Source organism: Cellvibrio sp. UBA7661 (assembly GCA_002483365.1).
GTDB lineage: Bacteria > Pseudomonadota > Gammaproteobacteria > Pseudomonadales > Cellvibrionaceae > Cellvibrio.
Genome location: DLHT01000005.1, coordinates 234,492 through 257,899, shown reverse-complemented (window position 1 = coordinate 257,899; position 23,408 = coordinate 234,492). Strand labels below are relative to the sequence as shown.

20 protein-coding genes are annotated in these 23,408 nt (G+C 49.1%); 6 read left to right on the top strand and 14 right to left on the bottom strand.

Annotated elements, in window-relative coordinates:
• Positions 1-24: 24 nt before the first annotated feature.
• The 14 genes from B2739_RS03685 to gatC form a co-directional block, all read right to left on the bottom strand.
• The gene (locus B2739_RS03685) at positions 25-1,425 is read right to left on the bottom strand and encodes a flagella assembly protein FlgT middle domain-containing protein (RefSeq protein ID WP_331344521.1); all 1,401 of its coding nucleotides are present in this window, start codon (positions 1,423-1,425) and stop codon (positions 25-27) included.
• Between the two features lie 9 nt (positions 1,426-1,434).
• On the bottom strand, positions 1,435-2,187 hold the full coding sequence (locus tag B2739_RS03680; protein ID WP_331344520.1) for an SPOR domain-containing protein: 753 nt from the start codon (positions 2,185-2,187) through the stop codon (positions 1,435-1,437).
• A 16-nt stretch (positions 2,188-2,203) separates the two neighbouring features.
• Entirely contained in the window at positions 2,204-5,392 is a 3,189-nt protein-coding gene (locus tag B2739_RS03675; RefSeq protein ID WP_331344519.1) for a hypothetical protein, read from the bottom strand.
• Between the two features lie 88 nt (positions 5,393-5,480).
• The gene (locus B2739_RS03670) at positions 5,481-6,326 is read right to left on the bottom strand and encodes a hypothetical protein (RefSeq protein WP_331344518.1); all 846 of its coding nucleotides are present in this window, start codon (positions 6,324-6,326) and stop codon (positions 5,481-5,483) included.
• Between the two features lie 38 nt (positions 6,327-6,364).
• Positions 6,365-6,826, bottom strand: coding sequence for a DUF4402 domain-containing protein (locus B2739_RS03665; RefSeq protein ID WP_331344517.1), 462 nt, complete (start codon positions 6,824-6,826; stop codon positions 6,365-6,367).
• A gap of 72 nt (positions 6,827-6,898) precedes the next feature.
• On the bottom strand, positions 6,899-7,543 hold the full coding sequence (locus tag B2739_RS03660) for a hypothetical protein (protein ID WP_331344516.1): 645 nt from the start codon (positions 7,541-7,543) through the stop codon (positions 6,899-6,901).
• Positions 7,544-7,838: 295 nt separating this feature from the next.
• The gene (gene cysZ, locus B2739_RS03655; protein WP_331344515.1) at positions 7,839-8,579 is read right to left on the bottom strand and encodes a sulfate transporter CysZ; all 741 of its coding nucleotides are present in this window, start codon (positions 8,577-8,579) and stop codon (positions 7,839-7,841) included.
• Positions 8,580-9,173, bottom strand: coding sequence for a rhombosortase (gene rrtA / locus B2739_RS03650; RefSeq protein ID WP_331344514.1), 594 nt, complete (start codon positions 9,171-9,173; stop codon positions 8,580-8,582).
• Between the two features lie 34 nt (positions 9,174-9,207).
• Positions 9,208-9,723, bottom strand: a complete 516-nt coding sequence (locus B2739_RS03645) for a hypothetical protein (protein ID WP_331344513.1) — start codon at positions 9,721-9,723, stop codon at positions 9,208-9,210.
• Between the two features lie 6 nt (positions 9,724-9,729).
• Positions 9,730-10,254: a hypothetical protein gene (locus tag B2739_RS03640; RefSeq protein ID WP_331344512.1), complete on the bottom strand. Its 525-nt coding sequence runs from the start codon at positions 10,252-10,254 to the stop codon at positions 9,730-9,732.
• A 112-nt stretch (positions 10,255-10,366) separates the two neighbouring features.
• On the bottom strand, positions 10,367-10,663 hold the full coding sequence (locus tag B2739_RS03635; protein ID WP_331344511.1) for a PA4642 family protein: 297 nt from the start codon (positions 10,661-10,663) through the stop codon (positions 10,367-10,369).
• Between the two features lie 131 nt (positions 10,664-10,794).
• On the bottom strand, positions 10,795-12,240 hold the full coding sequence (gene gatB, locus B2739_RS03630; protein ID WP_331344510.1) for an Asp-tRNA(Asn)/Glu-tRNA(Gln) amidotransferase subunit GatB: 1,446 nt from the start codon (positions 12,238-12,240) through the stop codon (positions 10,795-10,797).
• Between the two features lie 11 nt (positions 12,241-12,251).
• On the bottom strand, positions 12,252-13,706 hold the full coding sequence (gene gatA, locus B2739_RS03625; RefSeq protein ID WP_331344509.1) for an Asp-tRNA(Asn)/Glu-tRNA(Gln) amidotransferase subunit GatA: 1,455 nt from the start codon (positions 13,704-13,706) through the stop codon (positions 12,252-12,254).
• Positions 13,707-13,746: 40 nt separating this feature from the next.
• Positions 13,747-14,034 (bottom strand): Asp-tRNA(Asn)/Glu-tRNA(Gln) amidotransferase subunit GatC, encoded by a 288-nt coding sequence (gene gatC / locus B2739_RS03620; protein WP_049630587.1) that lies wholly within the window; start codon positions 14,032-14,034, stop codon positions 13,747-13,749.
• Between the two features lie 414 nt (positions 14,035-14,448).
• Between gatC and B2739_RS03615 the strand changes: the two genes are divergently transcribed.
• The 6 genes from B2739_RS03615 (at position 14,449) to B2739_RS03590 (ending at position 23,355) form a co-directional block, all read left to right on the top strand.
• A complete protein-coding gene (locus B2739_RS03615; RefSeq protein WP_331344508.1) occupies positions 14,449-15,483 on the top strand; it encodes a rod shape-determining protein in 1,035 nt (344 codons plus the stop codon).
• Positions 15,484-15,496: 13 nt separating this feature from the next.
• Entirely contained in the window at positions 15,497-16,444 is a 948-nt protein-coding gene (mreC, locus tag B2739_RS03610; RefSeq protein WP_331344622.1) for a rod shape-determining protein MreC, read from the top strand.
• Entirely contained in the window at positions 16,444-16,929 is a 486-nt protein-coding gene (gene mreD, locus B2739_RS03605) for a rod shape-determining protein MreD (RefSeq protein ID WP_331344507.1), read from the top strand. Before mreC ends, mreD begins: the two co-directional genes overlap by 1 nt.
• A 73-nt stretch (positions 16,930-17,002) precedes the next feature.
• Complete coding sequence (locus B2739_RS03600) at positions 17,003-17,656, top strand: Maf family protein (RefSeq protein WP_331344506.1); 654 nt, start codon at positions 17,003-17,005, stop codon at positions 17,654-17,656.
• Positions 17,649-19,118 carry a ribonuclease G gene (gene rng / locus B2739_RS03595; protein WP_331344505.1) on the top strand — a complete coding sequence of 490 codons (1,470 nt, stop codon included), beginning with the start codon at positions 17,649-17,651 and terminating at the stop codon, positions 19,116-19,118. The genes B2739_RS03600 and rng overlap by 8 nt, the downstream gene beginning before the upstream one ends.
• Before the next feature lie 55 nt (positions 19,119-19,173).
• Complete coding sequence (locus B2739_RS03590) at positions 19,174-23,355, top strand: YhdP family protein (RefSeq protein ID WP_331344504.1); 4,182 nt, start codon at positions 19,174-19,176, stop codon at positions 23,353-23,355.
• Positions 23,356-23,408: the final 53 nt, after the last annotated feature.

The window sequence follows — 23,408 nt, the reverse complement described above, 5'->3', positions numbered from 1 at the left end:
AGGGGAGATTACGTCGTCCTTTTTTCAGAGCGCTTTAACGATGTACTGGCCGCCCAGCAATGGCTCATCTACCACATGGCCGACACTATGGCCCGGGTAAACTTCCATTAAATAAACTTTGCTGCGACGTTTGATCATGCGCGTAGCGTAGCGTTGGTATTGCCCGGTTACTGGTTCGTAGACCAGTTGATAAAGCTCCAGTGCATCCCCTGTTTGCAGTCCATTGTTTGTGCCACTGTGGATCACTAATTTATCCCGTCCTGCCTGAGTATCCACCCGCGCAATAAATGGCTGGCATTGCAATGCACCGGCTAATTCATCGCTCGCTTTTCCTACTAAATATTTTACCTGTTGGCCGTAATCCGTTTGCCAGAATGCAGGCGCTGCAAATCCAGCTTTGGTATTGGCGGATGAGTTCCATTTTCCATAGGTTTTATATTGTTTGGCAAAAACTAATTGTCCGGTAATGCTGTCGCGCACTTTTAGCGTAAAGCTAAATTGGCGGCTGCGTTTATCAAAGCGGCTGCTGAATTTAAACGTATCGTGTACGCCACTGACAAAGCGTGTGTATAAACCGGGTTTGGCGACGGAGTCTGGATTGACGAGCGACATGTCGTCGACCTCACCACTGACCAAATATTGTGTATTCGATTGACGACCCAGGGTTTGGATTTGTTCGGATGCATCCAGCTCATTGTTGCCATTTGGTGAAAAGCTTTGCCCAAATTCCAGTACTGCAGGCACACCGTGACGATTGCGTAAATTAGCGCTGAGCAACATAGGAAGATGTTGTTCTACATTGGAAAGTGCACCAAGGTTGCTGGAGGCAATACTCAAGCGTGGGAAGCTGAAAAAAGCCAGATTTTTTTGGTAACTGTTGGTGTAGGCCTGTGCACATTGGAAGTTGGTAGGAATGGTTTGCCCACCCCCTATGAAGTTGCCTTCAATTGTGGTGTAGGGTGTTTGGGTTGTCGTGCTTGCAGTATTGATCTGGGGAGCTGCAGGTGCGGCGGTAACTACTGTTGATGTAGCTTGTGCAGGGGCAGCTTGCTGAACCTGGGCCTGACCGGTCGCATCGACCCTGACGGTCTCTTCGGTGATGATGCTCGCGGTTGTATTTGCAGGTGGCGCGCCCGCGGGTAAACCGGGCTCCTGACCAATAGCAGACATCTTGCTAACTTCATTGAGCAGAAAATCCAGATCGCCCTCCAGCTTGGCAAGCTTGTCGATACTGGGTTTGGCTTCACGCCATTCCTCCATCGTTTGTTGCAGTTGGGCATCATTAACCTTGCCGCTTCCGCCGGCCTGCCCCGGACGAAAAAAAGCGTTGCATCCCCCCAGGCAGACTAGCAATGCCCAGGTTGTCAGCTGCAATCCCAGTGAGGTCCGGCGCGTGGCAGGATTATGTGGTTGTACTCTAGACATCTTTCTCACCTAGTTTCTGGCGGTTAACTGAGTGCGGGTCAGCTGGTCAAAATCAGAAGCGCTGTAGTCGGCTACCAGGCAGGAAATACCGGCGGCTTTGAGTTGACGGCAGCGGGTTTGGGCTTGTGTCTGGGTTTCAAATCCACCCAATTTCAAGCGGTAATAATCCTTGTTGTTGACATAGGCATGCTGAAAATTGGGTTGTAAATCCGCCAGTAAGTCGGGGTTTTGGGCATAGAGCTCCTGCCAGACAACCGGTAGTTGGTGCTTGTCAGGAATAGAGGCAACCTGCAGTGCGTACTGGGCATTATGAGCGGGGGATTCATTCCACTCCGTTTGCGCTTCCGGTACAGATGCGGTTTCAACCGGCAACGCGGCGACCGGGGTAGGTTGCGCAACAGGGCTGGTTTGCTCTATTTCGGGTGAGGCACTTGAGTGCAGCGCAGGGCCCGACTCAATTTGCACGGGAAGCCCTTGGTCAATGGGTGCTAGTGCAACCTGTTGTTCGCCACCTTCTGATCCATCCAGTGCTTCATTCAGTTTGCCCAGCTGGCCGAGCAGCAAGTTCATTTCTTCCTCGATGGTGAGCATGCGCTCAATACCCGGCTTCATGCTTTTCCATTCCTGCAGCATTTGCTGGACTTCGGGCGAGTTGTTTGCAGCCGATGAGCTGGTCGGATTGCCGGCGCAGGCACTGATCAGCAGCGCGCTTGATACAACCAGCATCAACCTGAAAGTGCGATCAAAATAGACTTTATTCATGATGGTATCGCTCTTGTTAATACTTAAAGTCCATGTATTGGACTTCGCAGTTGAGTTTGTGGACTAGCAAAGGCGCACAGGCGGCCCTGGCTTGTTGTTCGGCGGTTGAGTTTTGTGCTTGAACTGACGGGAAGTAAGCCAACCCCAACAGATGGTTGCTTACCTCGGGCTGCCGTATATAAAACGGCTGCTGGATGAAACTGCCGCCCATGCGTTGGCGCAGAATGTGGTAATAAAGTTTGAGCATACTGGTGTTGCGGAATTGTCCTGCGATAGCCACATAACCTTTGGCTTCATCGAGCGGGCGCAGTACAAAATCGACACCGGCGATGACATCGCCATCAGATGAAAATCCCAGTTGCTTATTGGCAGTTTTCAGGCCGCGTCTGTCGATGTAGCTTTCATCCACCTTGAGCGTGTAGTTGCCGGGTTTTACGTTGGTAAACAGGTAGTAACCGTCATACTCAGAGCGGGTGGTGGCTACGATGGCATCATTTTTATCGACAAGATTAAGCATGATGTAAGGGGCAACATCATTTTTTCCATCCGCCTTGTTGAAGTAAATCACACCCTCTACTTCGCCGGCTTTTACAACGGGTAGTTCAACTGTTTCTACATAACCTTTACGCGCCTTGATTGCCACACCGGGTATAGCAGTAATCATGAACGGGCCATCAAGGGTGGATTCATCCACGACTATGTCGGTTTTGGTGTTGTTATACAGGGAACTTAGAACGGCTACGCCTGACTCATTGGTTTGTTCTTGTCTAAACGCTTGTACGGCTTTGACGGTTGCGTTCTCAATAGGGCGTTCGTTTACATCAAAAACGCCATTCATATTAAGGTCTTCAAAAACCCGCACTGCGGCGGCACCGGATTGGGAAATCGGGCGGCCAGAGGTAAACACGCTGCGGCCAAGTGGCTCGTATCCCAGGCTAAAACGGAGTCCAATACCAGCAGACCAGGAGCCATCCTCGTTGTAGCCTGCATTAGTATTTAAATAAAACGCATCTTTGTTCCAATTTAGGCCCAGATTGATTTGGTATTTGTCGGTCAAGTTGTAGTGGGAATACCTGAGTTCACTATTCAGACTCTGTGACCAGGTGTAATTTAAGGCTCCACCATAGCTATAGACTTCATTGGTGGGTTTTACCTCATAGTTGGTAAACATCCGGGTATGAAGTCGGCCGAAGTTTTTGCGGTACATAAAGGTACCGGTAAGGCTGTCTTCTTTTGCCTGCATCAGTTCAGGGTTAAGTAATGGATCAAGCTCTGTCTCCAACGAGACATCTTTGTGTAGGGTGAGGCTATTGGATAAATAACCTAATCGAGTACCAAGGCCGATACCATTTTGGAAGTATTCCTTACGGGTGTCTGCTGCCTTTTCGTCGAGTCTGTACCATGAGTTTTGATAACTGATAGGTAACCAACTGCCAGTGAACAACTGGCCGGACATAGTCGCCCGGCTTTCATCGCGATTGCTGATGTCGCCGCTAGTTGGCGATAGCACTTCGGCACGGTTGAAATTGAAGGAGTAGGATGTATTCCACAGCCGTGTACGGTAATTGTAATCCTGGCTTTGCAGTTCATCTTTATCTTGCAGAAAGCGCGCGCTCAATAAACCTAACTTGCCAAAGCTTGCACTGGTTCCCAGGGACACAAATTGTTGGGTTTCGCCTTCCCGGGGTTCAAATACGGAGCTGCCCAGATTGAGCGCCAGCCAATCCGTTACCCCATAATCCAGCACTGTACTGGCGATAAGGCCGCGTTGGGTTGGGTCGTCGGCATAAGGTGTCACATTAAAAACAGACTCACCGGCTTCCACCAGCGAGAAGCGATACATCCCCTGGCCCGCTGAAACAGTGTTTCCCTCCACCAGATACGATTCTGTTTTAGTTTCACGCTGCCCCTGTGGGCCATAGAAAATCAGCTCGAAGTCATTGTTGCCGTAATCCAACAGGGTGTCATTAAACTCATAGCGACCCTCGCTAACGCCCAGTCGCTGATCAATAAGCACACCGTTGCGGTAAAGCTCTACATCCCAACCCACCTGGATTTCACCGGTAATATTGACCTTGCGGTTATCGGCTAATTGATTAATGGGAGTATTTCCAAGACTCAAACCCCTGCTCATGGCCAAGGTATTACCAAAACCGGCGTTAACAGGAACAATGTCGCCAAACGCATACTCAGTAGCACCCAGCGGCCCTAATAAATCGCCGCTGTCGGATTGGCGCGAAAACGTCAACCAGGCATCGCTCAAAGAATCATTTTTGTTACCAGCCAAAAACAATTCGGTATTGAGAAACGCCAAATCATGGTTGGCGAGTATTGAGTAGTTCGCTGAAGTAATGTGATCTTTTTGTGGTTCTGTGCCTGCAGGCGCGGTAACAGGGGGCGGAGTGACCATTTCTGCTTCCTGTACCCAGGTTTGCACATCCAACATGGGAGGAGAGAATGCCTGATACCCTGATTTTTGCAGCGGCATTATCGACTGGGTATTTATACCCGCAGTAATGGGTGGCTTGTTGAGCCGCTCAAGGCGTTGTTGTATGGGAAGTTTATCTTTGGCGGACAAAGAGAGCTTGAGGGTTTCCTCGTTCAGCTCATAACTCAACTCAAACCAGCGTGAAATTTCATTCAGCTCAACCAGTAAGTCCGCCTCCATAATGTAGTCATCAGTGGCGACCTTATAACGGCTTGAGCCAAGCGTGACGGCCAAGTGTCCATCGGGCTGGCGCGTCAGGTTAAATCGGTTTTTCTCACTTTGATACCAGCCTTCAGCGCTGACCGCTGTAGTGTTCACATAAATGGGAATCTCAACAATCTGTAAAAAGTCGCTCAGGCTAATCTTTAAGCCCTGTTCACTTTTGATTGCAAAAATGCTGGTCATTTCCTGACCATCAATCCAAACCGATAAGATCAACTCTTCACCAGCGCTGAAGCGGCTTGTGGTGTCTGTTGGCGCGTTAGTTAATTCAGTGTCAGAAACACTATTATCGGTAACGATACTGGAGGAAGAGTCAAAAGTTTGGCTTGGTGCGGTATTGGGGAGGCTAACTTTTGCCGCCTCCGTCTGCGCAGCAAGGGCGAGTTGCTGCGCATTGTGATTGGCATATTTCTGTTTGATGCTTTTGAAAATAGTCTGAAGATTATTGTTAATTTCGGTCAGTTCGGAGCTTGCAGCTTCTGCTACATTAGACAAAAAAATCGTTACTAAACAAACTATTATCGCATTTTTTCTGTGGTTGATAACGGGTGCTTTTTGCGATTTTTTGCCCATCTCTGCCTGCTCAATTGACTGTTTTTATCATGCTCCTGCTGATATTGAAGGTTTTGTCAAAGAAAACTTGTCCGCGGAAATTTTTGACGCCTTCATATACAACACGAAGCTTTCCATCGGTTGCTGCAAAGTCCGCGCCAACCCAAATAAGAGAGGTTTTTGCTGATGAGAGTTCAGGCCAAAAGTTGTAGTCGGCTTGCTTGGCAATTAATTGCTCTTTGCCACCATTGGGTGTCCAGTAAGCGCTGATATTGCCAATCACAGAATGGATGCCCTTGCGTGACAAATTGACATTCACCGAACCATCTTTTTTGTTCGGATTGTAGGTGATAGAGGCGTTGTCTATGGCAAAGCTGTAATCCGGCGAGCCTTGTTGAATCACAATCGGAATGGCGAAGCTAAGTACAATGTTCACCGACATAGTTGATGCATTAGGATCCAGACCCTCTTCCTGTGTTTTTGGTGGCAAGGCCTTGAAGGCTAAATGGGAGCGGTATTCACCTGTTGCCAAGTTCTGCGGCCTCCGGATAGCTATTTTTACGGTTTGGCGTTCATTAGGCTTCAGGGTGACTTGTTTGGGTGAGAAGCGCAGCATGCTGCTGGCTATTGGTAAGCCCGCAGCGGCCTCTGCTGTCAAATTGGTATAGCCCCCTTCCGGTTTGGCCTTTTTCTCTTCCCACCCCAAGCGATAAGTCGTTGTTACCTGGGAAATGTTAATGAGAGTGACGTCTGCCGTGCGGTCATTAGGGTTGATCTGCACCCGGGTAGGGTTGATTAGTAAATTGGCCCAGCCTGATTGGGAAATCAGGCTTAACAGTAGGCTGGCTAGTATGGCTTTAAATGAGGTGTTGAGCATTTCTCAAATCCTTATCGGTTTTGTTGAATAGAGAAAAATTAATAATCTAGATTAATGTTCAGATAAATGGTGTAGCTAGCGCCGCTGTAGTAATTGTTGGCAGGATTGCCTGAGGTGCTCAGCGTCCCCCCTAATGTAAACTGTCCGCGACCATTGGCGCCCAGATTGATGGCAGAAGGTATGTCCACCGAGGTCAGTGAAAATTGTGCGGTTTGCGGGTAGGCCATCGATGAAGTTGCAGGTAAATCCACTGAGAGATTGACGGTGGTATAAGGTGGAAAATCGGTCAGGGTAAATGCGCCGGGCGAGCCAGGCTTAATGATAAAAATATGGTTGGTGCTCTGGGTTGATCCATTGCGGTACACGCTGACAGTACTGACAAGGGTATTACTGCGCACTGCTATTTCACCGAAGTCGAGTGGGCGGTCAATAATAAAATCCGCAGCCGCGGAAGCTGACGCGAATATAAGCCCAAACACCCAGTTCTGTTTTTTCAACATAATTCCCCGCATAAAAAAGCCTTCAAACCTGTATCAGGTTGAAGGCTTTAGCATGTCAAAGCCTATTAATAATTAATAGGTTACTGAAACATCAAAATCGCCGGTGTACGCCAGATCCTGATAGTTACTGGTAGTCGGGCCGGATGGGTCGGTAATCAAAGTTGCGCCTACGTTAAAGGTCGCACCACCGCCTGCATCTGTGGAGATTGTGGTTGTAACAGCACCAGGAGTACCTGAGGTTTTAAAGGCAGTGAAGTCAACCAGTTGGAATTGTGCTGTGCCTGGGCCAGTCGAAGCAGTCAAGTCTTCAGCAGCACTGGGTAATGCCAGCTGTAATGTCGTGAAAGGAGCAACACCGGCGATGGTAAATACTGGGCGAGCCGGAGTGCCGCCTACAGCTTGCAAGGACAAACCATTGGTAGTATCCGTTTTGGTGGTACACGCAGTGTTATAGGCTGCAACTGTACCTGCGGGGGTAATCAGTGTTGCTGCGCCTGCACTTGCTGGCAACTGCAAGCCAACACAGGTAGCTGCAGTAGGACTTGCTTTAGCGCGAACCTGACCAAAATCCAGTGTGCCAGTAAAGGTGAAGTTAATGGCGTTATTAACAGTAACAGTGGCAGGTACGGTAACTGTTTCTGCCATTGCCAGGTTTGCGCCAGCAAGCAATGCTGCAGCGCTAAGACCTTTCAATAGTTTTACGTTTGTTGGTTTCATAATGAAAACATCCTATAGAAAATTGATCAAAGTTACTTAAGGAAAAACGCCCTTCAGACAGCTGCAAAATGCAAGGCGTATTAAAATATCGACAAAACGTGAGAAAGCTTTAACTATTGGTTGTAACTTAATGATTAGGCTAATTATTGCGCGTTTTTGCCGCTTTTTAATGCACCTAAGCATCGGGATTTCATTTCCTTATTCCTTTTGATGCATATGAAAATATGCCAATAGTTATGAATTGACTATATATCAGGATCCCACTATTTCAAGGCGAGCGAATAAATGATTTTGATCAGTTGGATGGATGTTTAATTTCTTTGATCCAATAAAAAGTGGCACCGGCAACAGCGATTGGCGTAACAAAAATATTCAATACAGGAATCATGCTTCCCAACAGGATGATTCCACCGTAGGAATAACTGGTTAATGGTTTTTTATTCAAGCGGCGGCGCAACTCGCGAAAACTGAGTTGGTGGTTGTCTGCAGGATAATCTGAATATTGAACTGCCATGCACCAACAGCTCCAGATAGCAGCAATAAATGCACCGAGTAAATTTGCGCCGGGAATAAAAAATAAAATAAAAAAAATAATAAACACCAATGCGCCGCGGCTAATAAAGTACCAAAGTTTTATCGTTTCGCGCTGTAGTGTGCGGGGTATTAACTGGCTCCAAGGTTCATCGGGTGGAGCCGTACCGGTTAATTGTGCTTCAATTTTTTCTGCGAGCAACCCAAAAAAAGGCGCGGCTAAAAAATTGGTAATAATGTTAAAACTATAGCCGTATACAATTAAAAAAATAAAGGCTACCAGCGGCCATAATAACCAGGCAAACCAATCCAGCCAGACGGGTGACCACTCCAGAATCTGCGCAAATACATCGCCAAATAGATTCCACAAATAAGCCGTCACCAAAAAGAAAATCAGGATGTTGACTATAAGCGGAATTAAAATAAATTTGCGCATGCCTGGCTGCGTAATTAGCTTTGCGCCTGCAAGAAAATAATCAATTGCTTTGCCGGGTGAGCCTTGCATTTATTTGCTCCTTTTAAGTTGAGCGATAATCCAGTTGCCAAGAGTAAATATCAACCCCGCAATTGCGCCGTATGTATGGGATTCAACAGCAACTGCTGCAGGAATAAGTGATTGCAGATCCGTCGCATGATAACCCACACTGTTTTCATGAGTAAGTTTTGCAATCACGAGGATTAATCCAAGAGATCTAATCCATACAGGATAAGCGCGAGTTTGCAACAGTCCTGCGACTATTAATCCATGAATGGCTCCTGACAAACCTGCATAGGGTTTATATTCAGGGTTTAATAAGTAGATTCCCAGTCCAACACAAAAGCAGCACCAAAAAAATAAGATAAAGAATTTTTTTGCGGAATCATCGATAAAGAATGCCAGTGTGCACAATAGAAGTGCTGCAGTATTCATTGCTGTATGCACCCAGCCAAAATGTACAAGATTGGCAGTCAATAAGCGCCATAACTCTCCGGACGATACCTTCTCTGTATCCAGGCTGAGCAAATTAAATAAAGATTCCTCGAACATTGTGAGAGCGAGAAGTGCAATTGAAAGCATGATCGATATTGTGAGAGAGGGTGTGAGCGATATTTTTTTCATGGGCGTTGTAGCTCTTCACAGGCGTTATAATTCTTCATAGATGTTGTAGTTCGCTAGTCTGTCTAGGTGGCTCGCAGCCCCGTGAATGGTAAGTGCTCCAGGATTCTGCCCCCGGATTTTTATGCCAGATTTTATCGTAAGCAAAAAGATGTTTATAAAAATGATAGCCACTGCCAATATATAGATGAATTCCTACGTTATCCGAACATTCGATTGGGCGAGCGGTGGATGCCATGGCATAGGTGATATCAATACTGCCTGCATAGGGTGGGATAATGACTGGCTTGCATCCCCATGCATAGCCATAAGTTGCATAATTCACTTCACCGCATGCGCTGATTTGTACTCCTTCTGCATAATTGCGCAATGAATATCTGATAGTGAGGCTGTTGTCGGTTTCCTCTGCGATTTCTGCGTGAGTCACTCTGATGTTTGGGTTGTTTTTGCCAAGTGATTCACTGCCTATACTTTTTAGGGCGATGGGCTGGAGCATCGAAAAAAGTACACCTATCAATGCGGCTGCAGTTAGCAGTAGAATTTTTTTTGCCATTCCAATTTACTCAATCAACTGCCAGTGCTTTTCATAAGGAAACATCGTGCGGGTGATGACGCCCATGTATTTATCTGGCAAGTAATGCTCAAAGCTCATGCTGATGTCATGTGTGGTAAATTCGTAACGGTTGTCTTTTCTTAAATCACTGGCAATCAGCTCGATGTTGATTCGGCGTTTGTGCGTGCCTCTTACAATATCGGTGCTTCCTATATAAGTGTAAGAAGATCCCATATGGACAAACAGTTTGACTTGTTCGGCGGGAATGGCTCCCTTATAGGTATATTCAATTTCCAGCATAATTTGTTCTGGACGGTTTTGTATCAGGCTCACGCTGCGTACTAATATTGGTTCATCCAGATTTTCTGCAGGTGCTTCGTAAATAATATTTCTTTGCAGGTTCTCTTGTTTGCTGTTGTGTAGCTTTATGCTGAACAGAGAAGATGAATAGCTTGGTAAAAGCCACTGGTGGCCTAGCCATCCGGCAAGAAACATTAGCAGTAACAGTGCAGGAAATTTATAGTGTTGCATATCAGTCCGTTATTTTGCTTATTGTGTTTTGTGACTGCCCACAGATGTCGTGTAAGTTAAAAACGAAAAAGGCAGTCGTTTGACTGCCTTTTGATTTACATCGTGGTGAAGATTATTTGGCTCCAGCGGCTTCCAGTGCAAGGGCGTATTCTTCGCCATTGCGATGGGCTTTAACCACCTGCAAAAAGGTTTTTCCTTCCGGGCCAATAGCATTCAGATCTTTTCCGGCTTCTACAAAAAACGTCACAAAGGTTGCAAAGTTACCACCGAGCATGCCGCGGTACGCTTTTTCCAATAAATGATAATCGGCATTGACTCCTGTGGGGGCAGGGTAATTCAAAAACGTTTTGATGCGTTCATCGTCGAAGGTTTCGCCGAGGACTTTTTCTTTGTCTTTGCGTAAGCTCATTTTTCGAATCTCTTGTTAAAATTTGAATCCCCTCGATCCCCCTTTTGCAAAGGGGGAAGTGGACTCCCTGCTAAATCAGCTTCACTGGGGAGTCAGCTCCTCCCTTTGTAAGAAGGGAGGCGGGGGAGGGATTAGCCGTTTAATTTTTTAACCAATAATTCATTCAGTGCTTGCGGATTCGCTTGCCCCTTGGATGCTTTCATCGCTTGTCCGACAAAGAATCCGAGCATTTTTGCGCGTTTGTCTTCCGGCGCTGCACGGTAGCCTTCTACCTGTGCAGTATTTGCAGCGAGTATGTCATCGATAATTTTTTCCAGTGCGCCCGTATCGGACACCTGTTTCAAACCTTTGGTTTCGATAATCGTATCAGCATCACCTTCACCATTGGCAATCGCTTCGAATACTTGTTTGGCAATTTTGCTGGAGAGAGTGCCGTCTTTAATGCGCACTACCAGGCCTGCAAGCAATTCTGGTGTAACCGGTGATTGGTCAATACGTTGCTCGGTGCGATTCAAGTACGCGCCCAAATCCGCCATGATCCAGTTGGCAGTCAGTTTTGGCTCGCCTGAGATTTTGGCAGAAGCTTCAAAGAAAGCTGCGCTGAATTTATCCATAGTGATTTGGCCAGCGTCATAGCTGCTCAAACCATATTGCTCAACAAAACGCGCGCGTTTTGCCTCGGGTAGCTCCGGCATTTGTTTGCGCACAGTTTCGATATAGTCATCATCCAAAATAACGGGCAGCAAGTCAGGGCAGGGGAAGTAGCGATAATCGTTGCTGTCTTCCTTGCTGCGCATGCTGCGCGCTTTTTTGGTGTCGCCGTTGTAGAGGCGAGTTTCCTGGATAATTTTTCCGCCGTCTTCCAGTACATCGATCTGGCGTTCTACTTCCAGAGCAATCGCTTCTTCCATAAATTTAAACGAGTTTAAATTTTTGGTTTCGGTGCGGGTGCCGAGTTTTTCGGAGCCTTTCGGACGCACAGAAATATTGACGTCAAAGCGCATTGAGCCCTGGCTCATTTCGCCATCGCAAATTTCCAGTGAGGTAACGATTGAGTGTAATTTTTTGGCGAAGGCAACGGCTTCTTCGGCGCTGCGCATATCCGGTTCGGTGACTACTTCGATCAACGGAGTGCCTGCGCGGTTTAAATCGATACCGCTCATGCCAGCAAAATCTTCGTGCAGGGATTTGCCTGCATCTTCTTCCAGATGTGCGTGGTGAATGCGAACGCGTTTGGTGCGACCTTCACCTAATTCCAAATCGACAAAACCCGCTCCGACAATTGGCTCGGCAAGTTGAGTGGTTTGATAACCCTTGGGTAAGTCCGGATAAAAATAATTTTTACGCTCAAATACCGAGCGCTTGCCGATCTCTGCATTTACCGCAAGGCCAAACATGGTGGCGAAGCGAAATGCTTCTTCGTTGGCAACTGGTAGCGTACCGGGTAATGCCAAATCAATTGCGCAAGCTTGTGTGTTGGGTTCTGCTCCGAATGCTGTGCTGGCACCGGAGAAAATTTTGGTTTTAGTGGCGAGTTGTACGTGAACTTCCAACCCGATAACGGTTTCCCATTGCATGCTACGGCTCCTTACTCAATGCCAGGTGCAGATTGTTGGTGGAAGTTAGTCGCTTGCTGGAATTGGTGCGCCGCATTTAATAGCTGTGACTCCGCGAAGAAGTTGCCAATCAATTGCAATCCAACAGGTTTGTTATCCACCAGGCCACAAGGAATAGACAAGCCCGGCAGGCCTGCGAGGTTAGTTGCGATGGTGTAAATATCTTCCAAATACATTGCCACTGGATCTTTGGTTTTTGAACCAAACTGGAATGCCGGTGAAGGCGAAGTTGGGCCGAGAATGACGTCCACACTTTGGAATGCATCAACAAAATCCTGCTTGATCAAGCGGCGAATTTTTTGCGCTTTACTGTAATAGGCATCGTAATATCCAGCAGATAATGCATAGGTGCCCACTAAAATACGGCGCTTCACTTCTGCACCAAAACCTTCACTGCGCGAGCGCATATAAAGATCATTCAGGTCTTTTGGATTCTCACAGCGGTGCCCATAGCGAACACCATCAAAACGCGACAGGTTGGCAGAGCACTCGGCAGGAGCAATGACGTAGTAAGCCGGAACAGAAAGATGAGTGTGTGGAAGGCTGACGCTATGAATGGTTGCGCCCAAACTTTCATACACTTTAATGGCTGCTTCAATTAATGCTGCGGTTTTTGGATTCAAGCCTTCCCCAAAATATTCTTTGGGAACACCGATGCGCAAACCATTAAGTGATTTGTTTAAATCGGCAGTGTAATCCGGTACGTCGCGTTCAACACAGGTGGAATCTTTTGCATCGAAACTCGCCATATCGTTTAACAAAATGGCGGCGTCTTCAGCAGTGCGCGACAAAATACCCGCTTGATCCAGACTGGATGCAAACGCAATCATGCCCCAGCGCGATACGCGGCCATAGGTTGGTTTAATGCCGGTTAATCCGCACAGTGCAGCGGGTTGGCGGATCGAACCGCCGGTGTCGGATGCAGTTGCCGCAGGAGCCAAATGCGCAGCAACGGCAGCAGCAGAGCCGCCGGAAGATCCACCGGGAACGCAATCAATGGCCCAAGGATTTTTTACCGGACCGTACCAGCTGGTTTCGTTGGATGAGCCCATCGCGAATTCATCCATGTTGGTTTTGCCCAGCATCACCACGCTTGAATTCAGATAATTTTCTACGATAGTGGCGTTGTAAGGCGCGATAAATTTATCAAGCATTTTTGATGCGCAAGACGTGCGCACGCCGGTGGTGCAAAAAATATCTTTGTGTGCGATAGGAACACCGCACAGTGCAGGCGCGTTGCCTGCTGCTAAACGTTTATCTGCAGCTGCCGCTTGTTGCAGTGCGATGTCGTTAGTCACGGTGATGTAGCTGTTATAGGTTTTGTCCAGACGCGTGATACGGTCCAGATAATGTTGGGTCACTTCGGTGCTGGAAAAGTCTTTGTTGCGTAGACCTTTTACCAGCTCGGCAATGGTGAATTGGTGCATTGCAAATTCCTGAAATTTTTTTGTAATGAGGGGCGAGTATTTACTCGATAACCTGAGGCACTAAATACAAGCCATCTTGTGTGGCAGGTGCAATAGCCTGAAAGGTTTCGCGCTGATTCGGTTCGGTGACCACATCGGCACGTAAGCGTTGGACGGCATCCAAGGGGTGCGCCATAGGTGAAACACCTTCGGTGTTCACTGCTTGCAATTGGTCGACCAGGGCCAATACATCGGAGATGCTTTTTGCCGCTTCATCGGCGGCTTCATCGGTAATCTGGATACGCGCCAGCTTGGCCAGCTTGGCGATATCGGAACGGTCTACAGCCATGGTGGTATTAGCTCCAACAAATGGAAAATCAAAAGTGCGGCGATGTTGCGGCTATCCGGCGTCATCCCCTCAAAAATGGGTGCTCAAGGTACCACATTTGCGCCTTGCCCTGAACACTTGTGGTTGATAGAGTGCGGAGGACTTAAGCGAAAGCGGTTTTGTTTAAAAATTAGACATAAACGTCGTCGAAATGACGGATTTATTTGAACTTTATGGCTAATTTAGGTCGGATAAAAAGCGAAAATTCACTTATACTGCGCGCTTCATAAAAATTTGCATGGATTCTTCGCTAGGTGCGAAGTTCAATTCAAGGACAGAGTTCAGTTGCCATGAGCGCGCCGCCGCAAAACGGGCACGAACGTCGATCAAGACACGAATTCTATTTCAACATATTCTATTAAGGCCTCGTCCCTCATGATGAAACTTTTACGCGGAGCATTTTCTAACGATCTCTCTATCGACCTCGGCACAGCCAATACCCTGATTTATGTGCGCGGTCGCGGCATAGTGCTTAACGAACCTTCAGTGGTAGCGATACGCCATCACAATGGCACCAAGATTGTGGAAGCCGTAGGTGTAGAGGCCAAGCGCATGTTAGGTCGTACTCCGGGCAATATCACTGCCATCCGCCCGCTGAAAGACGGTGTTATTGCAGACTTCCAGGTCACCGAGAAAATGCTGCAACACTTCATCCGCAAAGTTCACGAAAACTCCTGGTTCAGCCCATCTCCCCGCGTTTTGATCAGCGTTCCTTGTCTTTCAACAGAAGTAGAAAAGCGTGCGATCCGTGAATCAGCATTGGGTGCTGGTGCGCGCGAAGTGCGTTTGATTGAAGAGCCAATGGCTGCTGCAATTGGTGCTGGCCTTAAAGTATCCGAAGCCAATGGTTCGATGGTGGTGGATATTGGTGGAGGCACTACCGAGATCGCCGTGATTTCCCTTAACGGTGTGGTGTATTCGGATTCAGTGCGTATTGGTGGTGATCGTTTCGATGAGGCTATTGTTAACTATGTTCGCCGCAACTACGGCAGCGTGATTGGTGATGCAACCGCTGAGCGTATCAAACAAGAAATTGGTTGTGCGTTTGCCGGCAGCGAAATGCGTGAGATCGATGTCCGTGGCCGCAACCTCGCGGAAGGGGTTCCACGCAGCTTTACCCTGAGCAGCGATGAGATTCTGGAGGCATTGCAAGATCCTTTGGCGGGTATTGTCCAGGCAGTGAAAAGCGCGCTTGAACAATCGCCACCGGAATTAGCGTCTGACATCGCCGAGAACGGCGTTGTATTAACGGGTGGTGGTGCGCTGTTGCGCGATATTGACCGCTTGCTGTCCAACGAAACCGGTTTGCCGTTTATTGTTGCGGAAGATCCTTTAACGTGTGTTGCCCGTGGTGGCGGTATTGCGTTGGAAATGAATGACAAGCGCAATATTGATTTGCTGTCGTCCTGATTTGTTTTGAGACCTGCATTTCGCAGGTCCCGGCACCCGGGGAGGATTTGCCATCAAACCGCTTTTTGCCAGAGGCTCATCCGCTACCAGCCGCGCATTCTTGTTCATTTTGATCATGATGGTGTTGGTGGTAGTGGGGCTGTATACCGACCGACTTGAACCCGTGCGAGAGAAGTTGTCCGCCGTGGTTGCTCCTTTTTATCAAATAACCGATGTGCCTTCACGCGTGAATGATTGGCGTAAAGATACTTTTGTATCCCATGCTGATCTTAAACTCGAAAACGAAGCGCTGAAAACGGAACTGCTTATCCACCAGCGCAAGCTGCAACAGCTTGCTTCCCTCGCTGCTGAAAACGTGCGTTTGCGGCAGTTGCTCAATGCCAGCCAGACGCTTCAGGATACGGTATTGATCGCAGAGTTAATTGGCGTATCCCCTAATCCCCTCAGCCACAAGGTAATCATCAATCGCGGTATCAAAGATGGTGCCTTCAAAGGCCAGCCGGTACTGGATGCTTTTGGTTTGATGGGACAAGTGATTGAGGTGGGGGAAGACTCCAGCACCGTATTACTGATTTCAGATTCCACTCATGCGATTCCAGTGCAGGTTAACCGTAACGGTGTGCGTGCTATTGCTGAAGGTACCGGCGATCTGAATAGTCTGAGCTTACGCCATGTCTCCGCCAATACCGACATCCGCGCTGGTGATTTGTTGGTGAGTTCTGGTATGGGGGCGCGTTTCCCTACGGGGTATCCGGTTGCAGAAGTCTTGCAGGTGGTGCGCGACCCTGGCAAAGCATTCCTCACAGTTATCGCAAAACCCATGGCGCGATTGGATCGCAGCCGTCATTTGCTGCTGGTTTTTGCAGATCGTGATCAGGCGAGTGTACCGGGCGCATTGGGAGCGTCGCGCAACACCAGTTCTTCATCCTCTTCCTCTGGCGCGGCCAGCGGTACCCGCTAATGCTTGGCCAACAACTCAACCTCTACCTGATTATTGCCCTGAGTTTAGTGGTAGCACTTATTCTGTCGGTTTATCCATTGCCAATGGGTATGCGCTGGTGGCGTCCTGAGTTTGTGCTGGTGGTGGCAATCTACTGGATTTTTTACATGCCGCTGACAGTGAGTTTTACCTTTCTGTGCGCACTGGGACTTTTTCAGGATTTATTAGAGGGTGTGCCATTTGGTCAACACAGTCTTGGGCTGGTGATAGTGGCTTATATTTGCATACTGTCCTATCAGCGGGTGCGCAATTTCTCCATTTTTCGTCAGTCAGCCTGGATATTTGTATTAGTTGGGATCGCCCAATTAACGGATAACTGGGTTCAGGGGATGGCCGGGCGCCCATTGTCTGGTATCCAATTTTTATATCCGGCACTGACCAGTGCGTTGATCTGGCCTGTTTGTCATAGCTGGTTGGATCGCTTGACCCATCGTCATCGCCATTAACCCGGCTGGCTCTGTGCTTCTTACAATAATTAACTGGCGTTGGTGAAACCGCGCAGCTTCAGGAGTTTTCAAGGTGAGCGCCATCTACCCCGATTTATATCTTGCCTCCCAGTCACCGCGTCGGCGCGAGTTGCTACAGCAGATAGGTGTTCGCCATCACGTCATTAGTGCCAGTGTTCCCGAGCAGCCAGCAGCAGATGAAACCGCGATGGATTACGTGCAACGTTTATCGCGTGAAAAAGCGGCTGCCGGTTACGCACAAGTAGTACGACAAGGGTTGTTTCCTGCGCCTGTTTTGGGAGCCGATACCCTGGGGTTACTGGATGGAATAATTTTGGAGAAGCCGCGCGACCAGACTCATGCGTTTCATATGCTGCGCCAACTGTCCGGCCGTACCCATCAGGTAATTACGGCGATTACGTTGCATTCAGCTGGACGTCAGGCATCGAGGGTTTCAATTACCGACGTGACTTTTCGCGAATTAGCTGATGCAGAAATCACCGCTTACTGGCAGACCGAAGAGCCGCAAGATAAGGCTGGCAGTTATGCCATCCAAGGCTTGGGTGCTGTATTCGTAAAAGAAATTCGCGGTAGCTATTCCGGTGTAGTGGGTTTGCCTCTGGAGGCAACCTGTGAACTGCTGAAAGAATTTTCGGTACCTTGGTGGACTGGGCAAGATTTGTCCGCGAGAAGTTTACTCCCTGTAGGAGAGCTGAGCGGTGAGTGAAGAAATCCTGATTAATGTATCTCCGGTTGAAACCCGTGTCGCTTTGGTGGAAAACGGGGTGGTGCAGGAGTTTTATATCGAGCGCAGTCATGGCGAGAGCTATGTCGGCAACATCTACAAAGGCAAAGTAGTGCGCGTATTACCGGGGATGCAGGCTGCGTTTGTGGATATTGGCCTTGAGCGCACAGGATTTATCCACGCGGCTGACATGATGCCGGAACCACCCGAAGGTGAAGTGCGCCGTACCGAGGTTCCGGATATTCGCTCGCTCGTTCGCGAAGGCCAAACCTTGCTGGTGCAAGTCGCTAAAGATCCGATTAGTACCAAAGGTGCGCGCCTGACTACGCACCTGACATTGTCATCCCGTTATTTGGTTTACATGCCAAACTCCAGCCATATCGGAGTGTCTACCCGAATAGAAGATGAGCCCGAGCGCGAACGACTACGTCAAGCTGTTGAAAGTGCAGTGGCCGCACAGGATATTAAAGGCGGCTTTATTGTGCGCACAGTTGCCGAAGGGGCTGATGCTGACGCTATTAACGCCGATATCCCGTTTTTGCTGCGCCTGTGGGAGGATTTGAGCGGAAAAATCCCGACTTTGGGTGTGCCTGCGGAACTTCATCGCGATATGCCGCTCTATTTGCGCGCGCTGCGCGATATGGCGCGCGCGCCAATTGATCGGGTGCGGGTGGACTCACGCCTGACCTATCAACAAATGCTGGAATTCGCGTCTAAATATGTGCCGCAATTGATTGATCTGATCGATCTTTACAGCGGCGATCGTCCCCTGTTGGAGTTGTACGGTGTTGAGGAAGAAATCCACCGTGCGCTGGAACCCCGGGTGGCGCTCAAGTCCAGTGGTTATTTGATTATCGAGCAGACCGAAGCCATGACCACGGTAGATGTGAATACCGGAGCATTTGTTGGTCATCGCAATTTGGAAGAGACGATTTTCAAAACCAATCTGGAGGCGGCGACGGCGATTGCCCGCCAGCTGCGGTTGCGCAATTTGGGTGGAATTATCATCCTCGACTTTATCGATATGAAAGATCCGGAGCACCAGCGGCAAGTGTTGCGGACGTTAGAAAAGGCGTTGGAGAAAGATCACGCCAAAACACGTATTACCGGCGTATCGGAGCTGGGTCTGGTGGAAATGGCGCGCAAGCGTACCCGTGAATCGCTCGGGCAAATGCTGTGCGAACCCTGCCCTGTATGTCAGGGGCGTGGTCAGGTGAAATCGGCAGAGACCGTATGTTATGAAATTTTCCGCGAGATCCTGCGCATGGCGCGGACTTACGATAACCAGAAGTTTCTGGTGCTGGCATCGCAACTGGTGGTAGACCGGTTGTTGGATGAAGAAGCGGCCTATGTCGCTGATTTGGAAGCTTTTATTAACCGTACGATTGAATTCAGGGTTGAGGCGCTCTTCCAACAAGAGCAGTACGATATTGTGTTGGTTTAATGACCGTTAATTTGATGGTTAATGTATCCCCCTGACTTTGGAATCGCGCGCCTAAATGACCCGCACTTTACGCAAACTGGTGAAATGGTGTTACTTCCTGATTGCCATCGCCCTGATTTTATTGGCGGTGTTGGTGCAATCCGGGCGTAGCTTTTCCCATTTGCTGGGGGATTACGACCAGAATATTGCGGCTTACGCCTCCGCCAAGTTTAATGCGAAGGTGGCAATCGGCAGCATTGATGCCGAGTGGAATGGCCTGAAACCCAGTCTGGTCATACAAGATTTCTCGATCAATAGCCAAACAGACCAGCCCATAGCCGCCTTTAAGCTCGCCCGATTGCGGTTGGATATCCTCGAATCCCTGCTGAATTTCCGCCTGGTATGGACCAACCTCATTCTCACCCAGGTGGATATGTCTTTTGTACAGACTCCAGAGGGGCATTGGCATATTCCCGGTTTGCCGCAACGGACGGGCGAGCAAAAGCAGGGGGTGCAGCTCGATTCGCTGATTGACATGCTATTGCTTTCCTCGCGGATTGAATTCCAGCGCAGCCATTTGACCTTTTTATTTACCTCGGGCGAGCAGGTGGTGTTGGACTCCCCGTCGCTGCTGCTGGAAAACGCCGGTGACTTTCATCGCCTCGCCCTGCAAGTGGATGTGGATGCCCAACCGCGCAGCGTTTATCTCATTATCGAAGGCCAAGGCGATCCGCGTAACCAGGAGCAATTCCGCAGCCGCGGCTATCTGCAATTAAACCGCTTTCCTACCAGCGAGCCAGTGGCCGCGGCCAGTGCATTTTTACTCGGCGGCAGCACCAATACCCAGGTCCGCAGCGAGGGACGGGTTGATGCCAATATTTGGTTTGAAACCCGGGCAGAAGGTACAGGCTATGACTTGGTCGGCCGTTTTGGTTTACAGCGGTTATCGCTTCCTGTAGGCGCAAATCGTTTATCCCTCGATGGTTTTTCTACCGAGTTAAACGGTTTTTGGTTGCCCGGTGGCGAATGGCAATTGGGCTTGCAAAACATCAACGCGACGATGAAAGAGCAACATATCAGCGATCTTAATCTGGCAGTTGCATCCCCCGGTTTTAAACGCCCCTTACAAGTCAGCATGGACAAGCTGGATTTATCCCGCCTTGCGAGCATGCTCATTGATTCCGGTGCTCTGGGCGATGGCAAGCTGAGCAATTTTTTAAAGACTTTGTCGCCGCGCGGTCACTTGCGCAACCTGCAATTAACGATGCCATTGGAGCAGCCTAAAGACTGGCAGATCCGTGCCAACCTCGATCAAGTTGCGGTACATGCATGGCAGGGCGTTCCCGCATTGGCGGGCGTTGATGGGTATGTGCAAGCGGGACAAACGGGAGGCTTTGTCGATATAGATTCGCGCCGCTTCTTCTCTATGCACTACCAGCCAACCTACGCCGCCCCTATGGAATATGACCGAGCCAAAGGGCAGGTCGCATGGCATCTCCAGCCAGAAAAAAACCAGATTTACGTCAATAGTGGCCAGTTGGAGTTCCAGAAAGGGAATGAATTGGCGCGCGGCTACATGTGGTTATCCTTACCCTGGAAGCGTAATACCGGCGATATTGATCTCTATCTGCAGATTGGAGGCCAGCAGCTCAGTGCAGGGCTGTATCAAAAGTACACCCCGGCTTTGGTACCGGAAAGCCTGAAAACCTGGCTGCAGCAAAGTATTGGATTACAAAATACCGGTGTGGCGACAGAGGCTGGGTTTGTCTATCGCGGTACGCTCAATACTAAAAATCCTATGGCGCGTACTTATCAGTTGTATCTGGATTTGGAAGATGCCCAGCTCAACTATCACCCCGGTTGGCCTGCGTTGGCACAGTTGGATGGCCGCCTGCTGGTGAGTGATGCACAGGTTGCTGCCAGCGTTGATGATGCGGCGGTTTTCAATAGCAGGGTAACGCGCGCCGAAGTACGTGTGACACCGCGCGCGCAAGGGAAAGGCTCACTGTTGCAGGTGACCGGTAAGATCCAGGGTGATGCCAGCGACGGTATACGTGTACTGCGTGAGGGAATGTTGCGCCAGTATCTCGGGGGCAGTATGGATTCCTGGTTTATGCAGGGTGATATGCACGCCAGCCTCGATCTGGATATTCCTATCGGAACGGGTGAAAGAAAACCTGAAGGGATGCATCAACAAGTGGAAGTAGATCTAAAGGTTCCGCGTTTTGAACTGCAAAATCTCAACTTGAGTCTCGATGACCTGCATGGCCATATCAGTTATAACAGCGATACCGGAATCAGTAGCGATCTTCTCACTGCACGCTTTTTTGATGAGCCAATTGAGGCTCAGCTCAGCAACCAGAAAGCAAAAGATCACAGCAAAACCCTGATCAATATCCGTGGTGCTGCCGACATTAATCACCTTGCCCAATGGAGCAAGCGTCCGGAATTGCTGTTTATGAACGGGCGGCTTCCTTATCAAGCAGTAGTAGAGCTGTTCCATCGGCCTCAAAACATCACCGCTGAACCTGTAACCGATACAGACAGTACAGTGGAGCCTGCTGTATCGGCCGACGCGTTTACTGCACAGGCGTTTGCATTGGTCAGGATCAACAGTGATATGTCGGGCGTTGCCGTCGATCTTCCCGCGCCTTACGGTAAAACAGCACAGGAGCAGCGCCCGCTGGATTTCAAGTTTTGGCTGCAAGAGAAACAGGCGCAAATAGATGTGCGCTATAACGCGGATGTTCAGGCATTGTTGCGTCTGGAGCGTACTAATAACCGCCTGCTGAATGCCAATATTGCTCTTGCCAGCGATGCCAAACTCAGTGATCAGCCCGAATTTCTCGTGTCTGGATTCTTGCCCGGTATTGATCTGGATGTCTGGAAAAAAGTGCAGGCGCGCTACCAGACTTACACCAAACGTTTAGCACCTGCGGTTGCCTATGGGCAGGATTCCTCTGCCACAGTAGCGCCGGCTGATGATACAGATGGACAAGTGGCTGGATTGCCCTTTCGTGCGGAGCTGATGTTGGGCCAGTACAAATTGGGTGCAGTTGTATTGGAAAATCTGAATGTTATTGCATCACCTGTGCCCTCAGGTTGGGAGCTGCAGTTGGACAATGCGGTTCTTGCCGGTCATGTGATGGTACCGAATAACCAATTTGTACCTTTGAAAATTGATCTTGAACGGCTTTCCCTGAGCCGCGAAGAACTTGGTTTGGCGAGCAGCGCCAATGATCTTACGGGCGATATTACCGATGCGTCCGCTGTAGAGCCAAAAGCGGAAAGCCCGAAGGAGGTGCTGGATCCTCGCAAGCTTCCGCTCGCGGATATCACTCTTAAAGCCCTGTTTATGGATGGCAACAATTACGGTAACTGGTCCTTGCGGGTGCGGCCAGACTCCAAAGGTGCGGTTATTGATAGCATCCGCGGCAGTATCCGTGGCGTGACTATTGGCGGTATCGACAACACAGCGGAAGGTGCCAAATTAATCTGGCAAAACACCCCGGTAGGAGTGCAAACGCGATTTATCGGCAGCTTGAGTGCCGGCAATATGGCAGAGGTACTGCGAGCCTGGGATAAGCCGGATACTCTTGAAAGTAAACAAGCACGCTATCAGGCCGATTTATTTTGGCCCGGTTCGCCACAGGATTTTGCATTGGTCAATCTTGGTGGCGAAATGACGATCCAGATTGAAGAGGGCAGCTTCAAGCGGGATGCCAGTGCTGGTGAAGGCATATTGCGCCTGATGTCGATCCTGAACTTTGACACTTTGGCGCGGCGGCTAAGATTTGATTTCTCTGATCTCTATAAAAGCGGGCTTGCTTACGATCACATCAACGGTAAAGTGCGTTTCAATCAGGGTATTTTGGTTTTTGAAGAGCCTTTGGCAGTAAAGACCCCATCGAGTGGTATGCAAATGGCTGGCAGCATCAATCTGCGCAAGGAAACCCTGAATACCCGCCTTGTTGCTACCTTGCCGGTAGCCGGTAACATGACGTTTTACACTGCACTGGCGACGGGCTTGCCCGCAGCGGCAGGGATTTACATCATCAGCAAACTATTCAAAAAACAGGTGGATCAGGCAACGAGTGTCAGTTACACCATTAAGGGCAGTTGGGATGATCCTAAAATGCGCTTTAATCGTTTGTTTGAGAGTGAGCAAAGCCTGCGTGACAGTGTAAAAGAGGAGGAGCAAAAACCTTCAGAAGCTGAAGATCCGCCAGCTTCCAAGGATTCAGATACCAAAAACTAAAGGCGCCATTTGGCGCCTTTAGTTTTTTGGGAAGAGTGATTATCAGTGTTTGG

Coding starts and splice junctions, on each gene's coding strand:
- B2739_RS03685 (WP_331344521.1), bottom strand. CDS start 1,425: ATGTCTAGAGTACAACCACATAATCCTGCCACGCGCCGGACCTCACTG.
- B2739_RS03680 (WP_331344520.1), bottom strand. CDS start 2,187: ATGAATAAAGTCTATTTTGATCGCACTTTCAGGTTGATGCTGGTTGTA.
- B2739_RS03670 (WP_331344518.1), bottom strand. CDS start 6,326: ATGCTCAACACCTCATTTAAAGCCATACTAGCCAGCCTACTGTTAAGC.
- B2739_RS03665 (WP_331344517.1), bottom strand. CDS start 6,826: ATGTTGAAAAAACAGAACTGGGTGTTTGGGCTTATATTCGCGTCAGCT.
- B2739_RS03660 (WP_331344516.1), bottom strand. CDS start 7,543: ATGAAACCAACAAACGTAAAACTATTGAAAGGTCTTAGCGCTGCAGCA.
- cysZ (WP_331344515.1), bottom strand. CDS start 8,579: ATGCAAGGCTCACCCGGCAAAGCAATTGATTATTTTCTTGCAGGCGCA.
- rrtA (WP_331344514.1), bottom strand. CDS start 9,173: ATGAAAAAAATATCGCTCACACCCTCTCTCACAATATCGATCATGCTT.
- B2739_RS03645 (WP_331344513.1), bottom strand. CDS start 9,723: ATGGCAAAAAAAATTCTACTGCTAACTGCAGCCGCATTGATAGGTGTA.
- B2739_RS03640 (WP_331344512.1), bottom strand. CDS start 10,254: ATGCAACACTATAAATTTCCTGCACTGTTACTGCTAATGTTTCTTGCC.
- B2739_RS03635 (WP_331344511.1), bottom strand. CDS start 10,663: ATGAGCTTACGCAAAGACAAAGAAAAAGTCCTCGGCGAAACCTTCGAC.
- gatB (WP_331344510.1), bottom strand. CDS start 12,240: ATGCAATGGGAAACCGTTATCGGGTTGGAAGTTCACGTACAACTCGCC.
- gatA (WP_331344509.1), bottom strand. CDS start 13,706: ATGCACCAATTCACCATTGCCGAGCTGGTAAAAGGTCTACGCAACAAA.
- gatC (WP_049630587.1), bottom strand. CDS start 14,034: ATGGCTGTAGACCGTTCCGATATCGCCAAGCTGGCCAAGCTGGCGCGT.
- B2739_RS03615 (WP_331344508.1), top strand. CDS start 14,449: ATGATGAAACTTTTACGCGGAGCATTTTCTAACGATCTCTCTATCGAC.
- mreD (WP_331344507.1), top strand. CDS start 16,444: ATGCTTGGCCAACAACTCAACCTCTACCTGATTATTGCCCTGAGTTTA.
- B2739_RS03590 (WP_331344504.1), top strand. CDS start 19,174: ATGACCCGCACTTTACGCAAACTGGTGAAATGGTGTTACTTCCTGATT.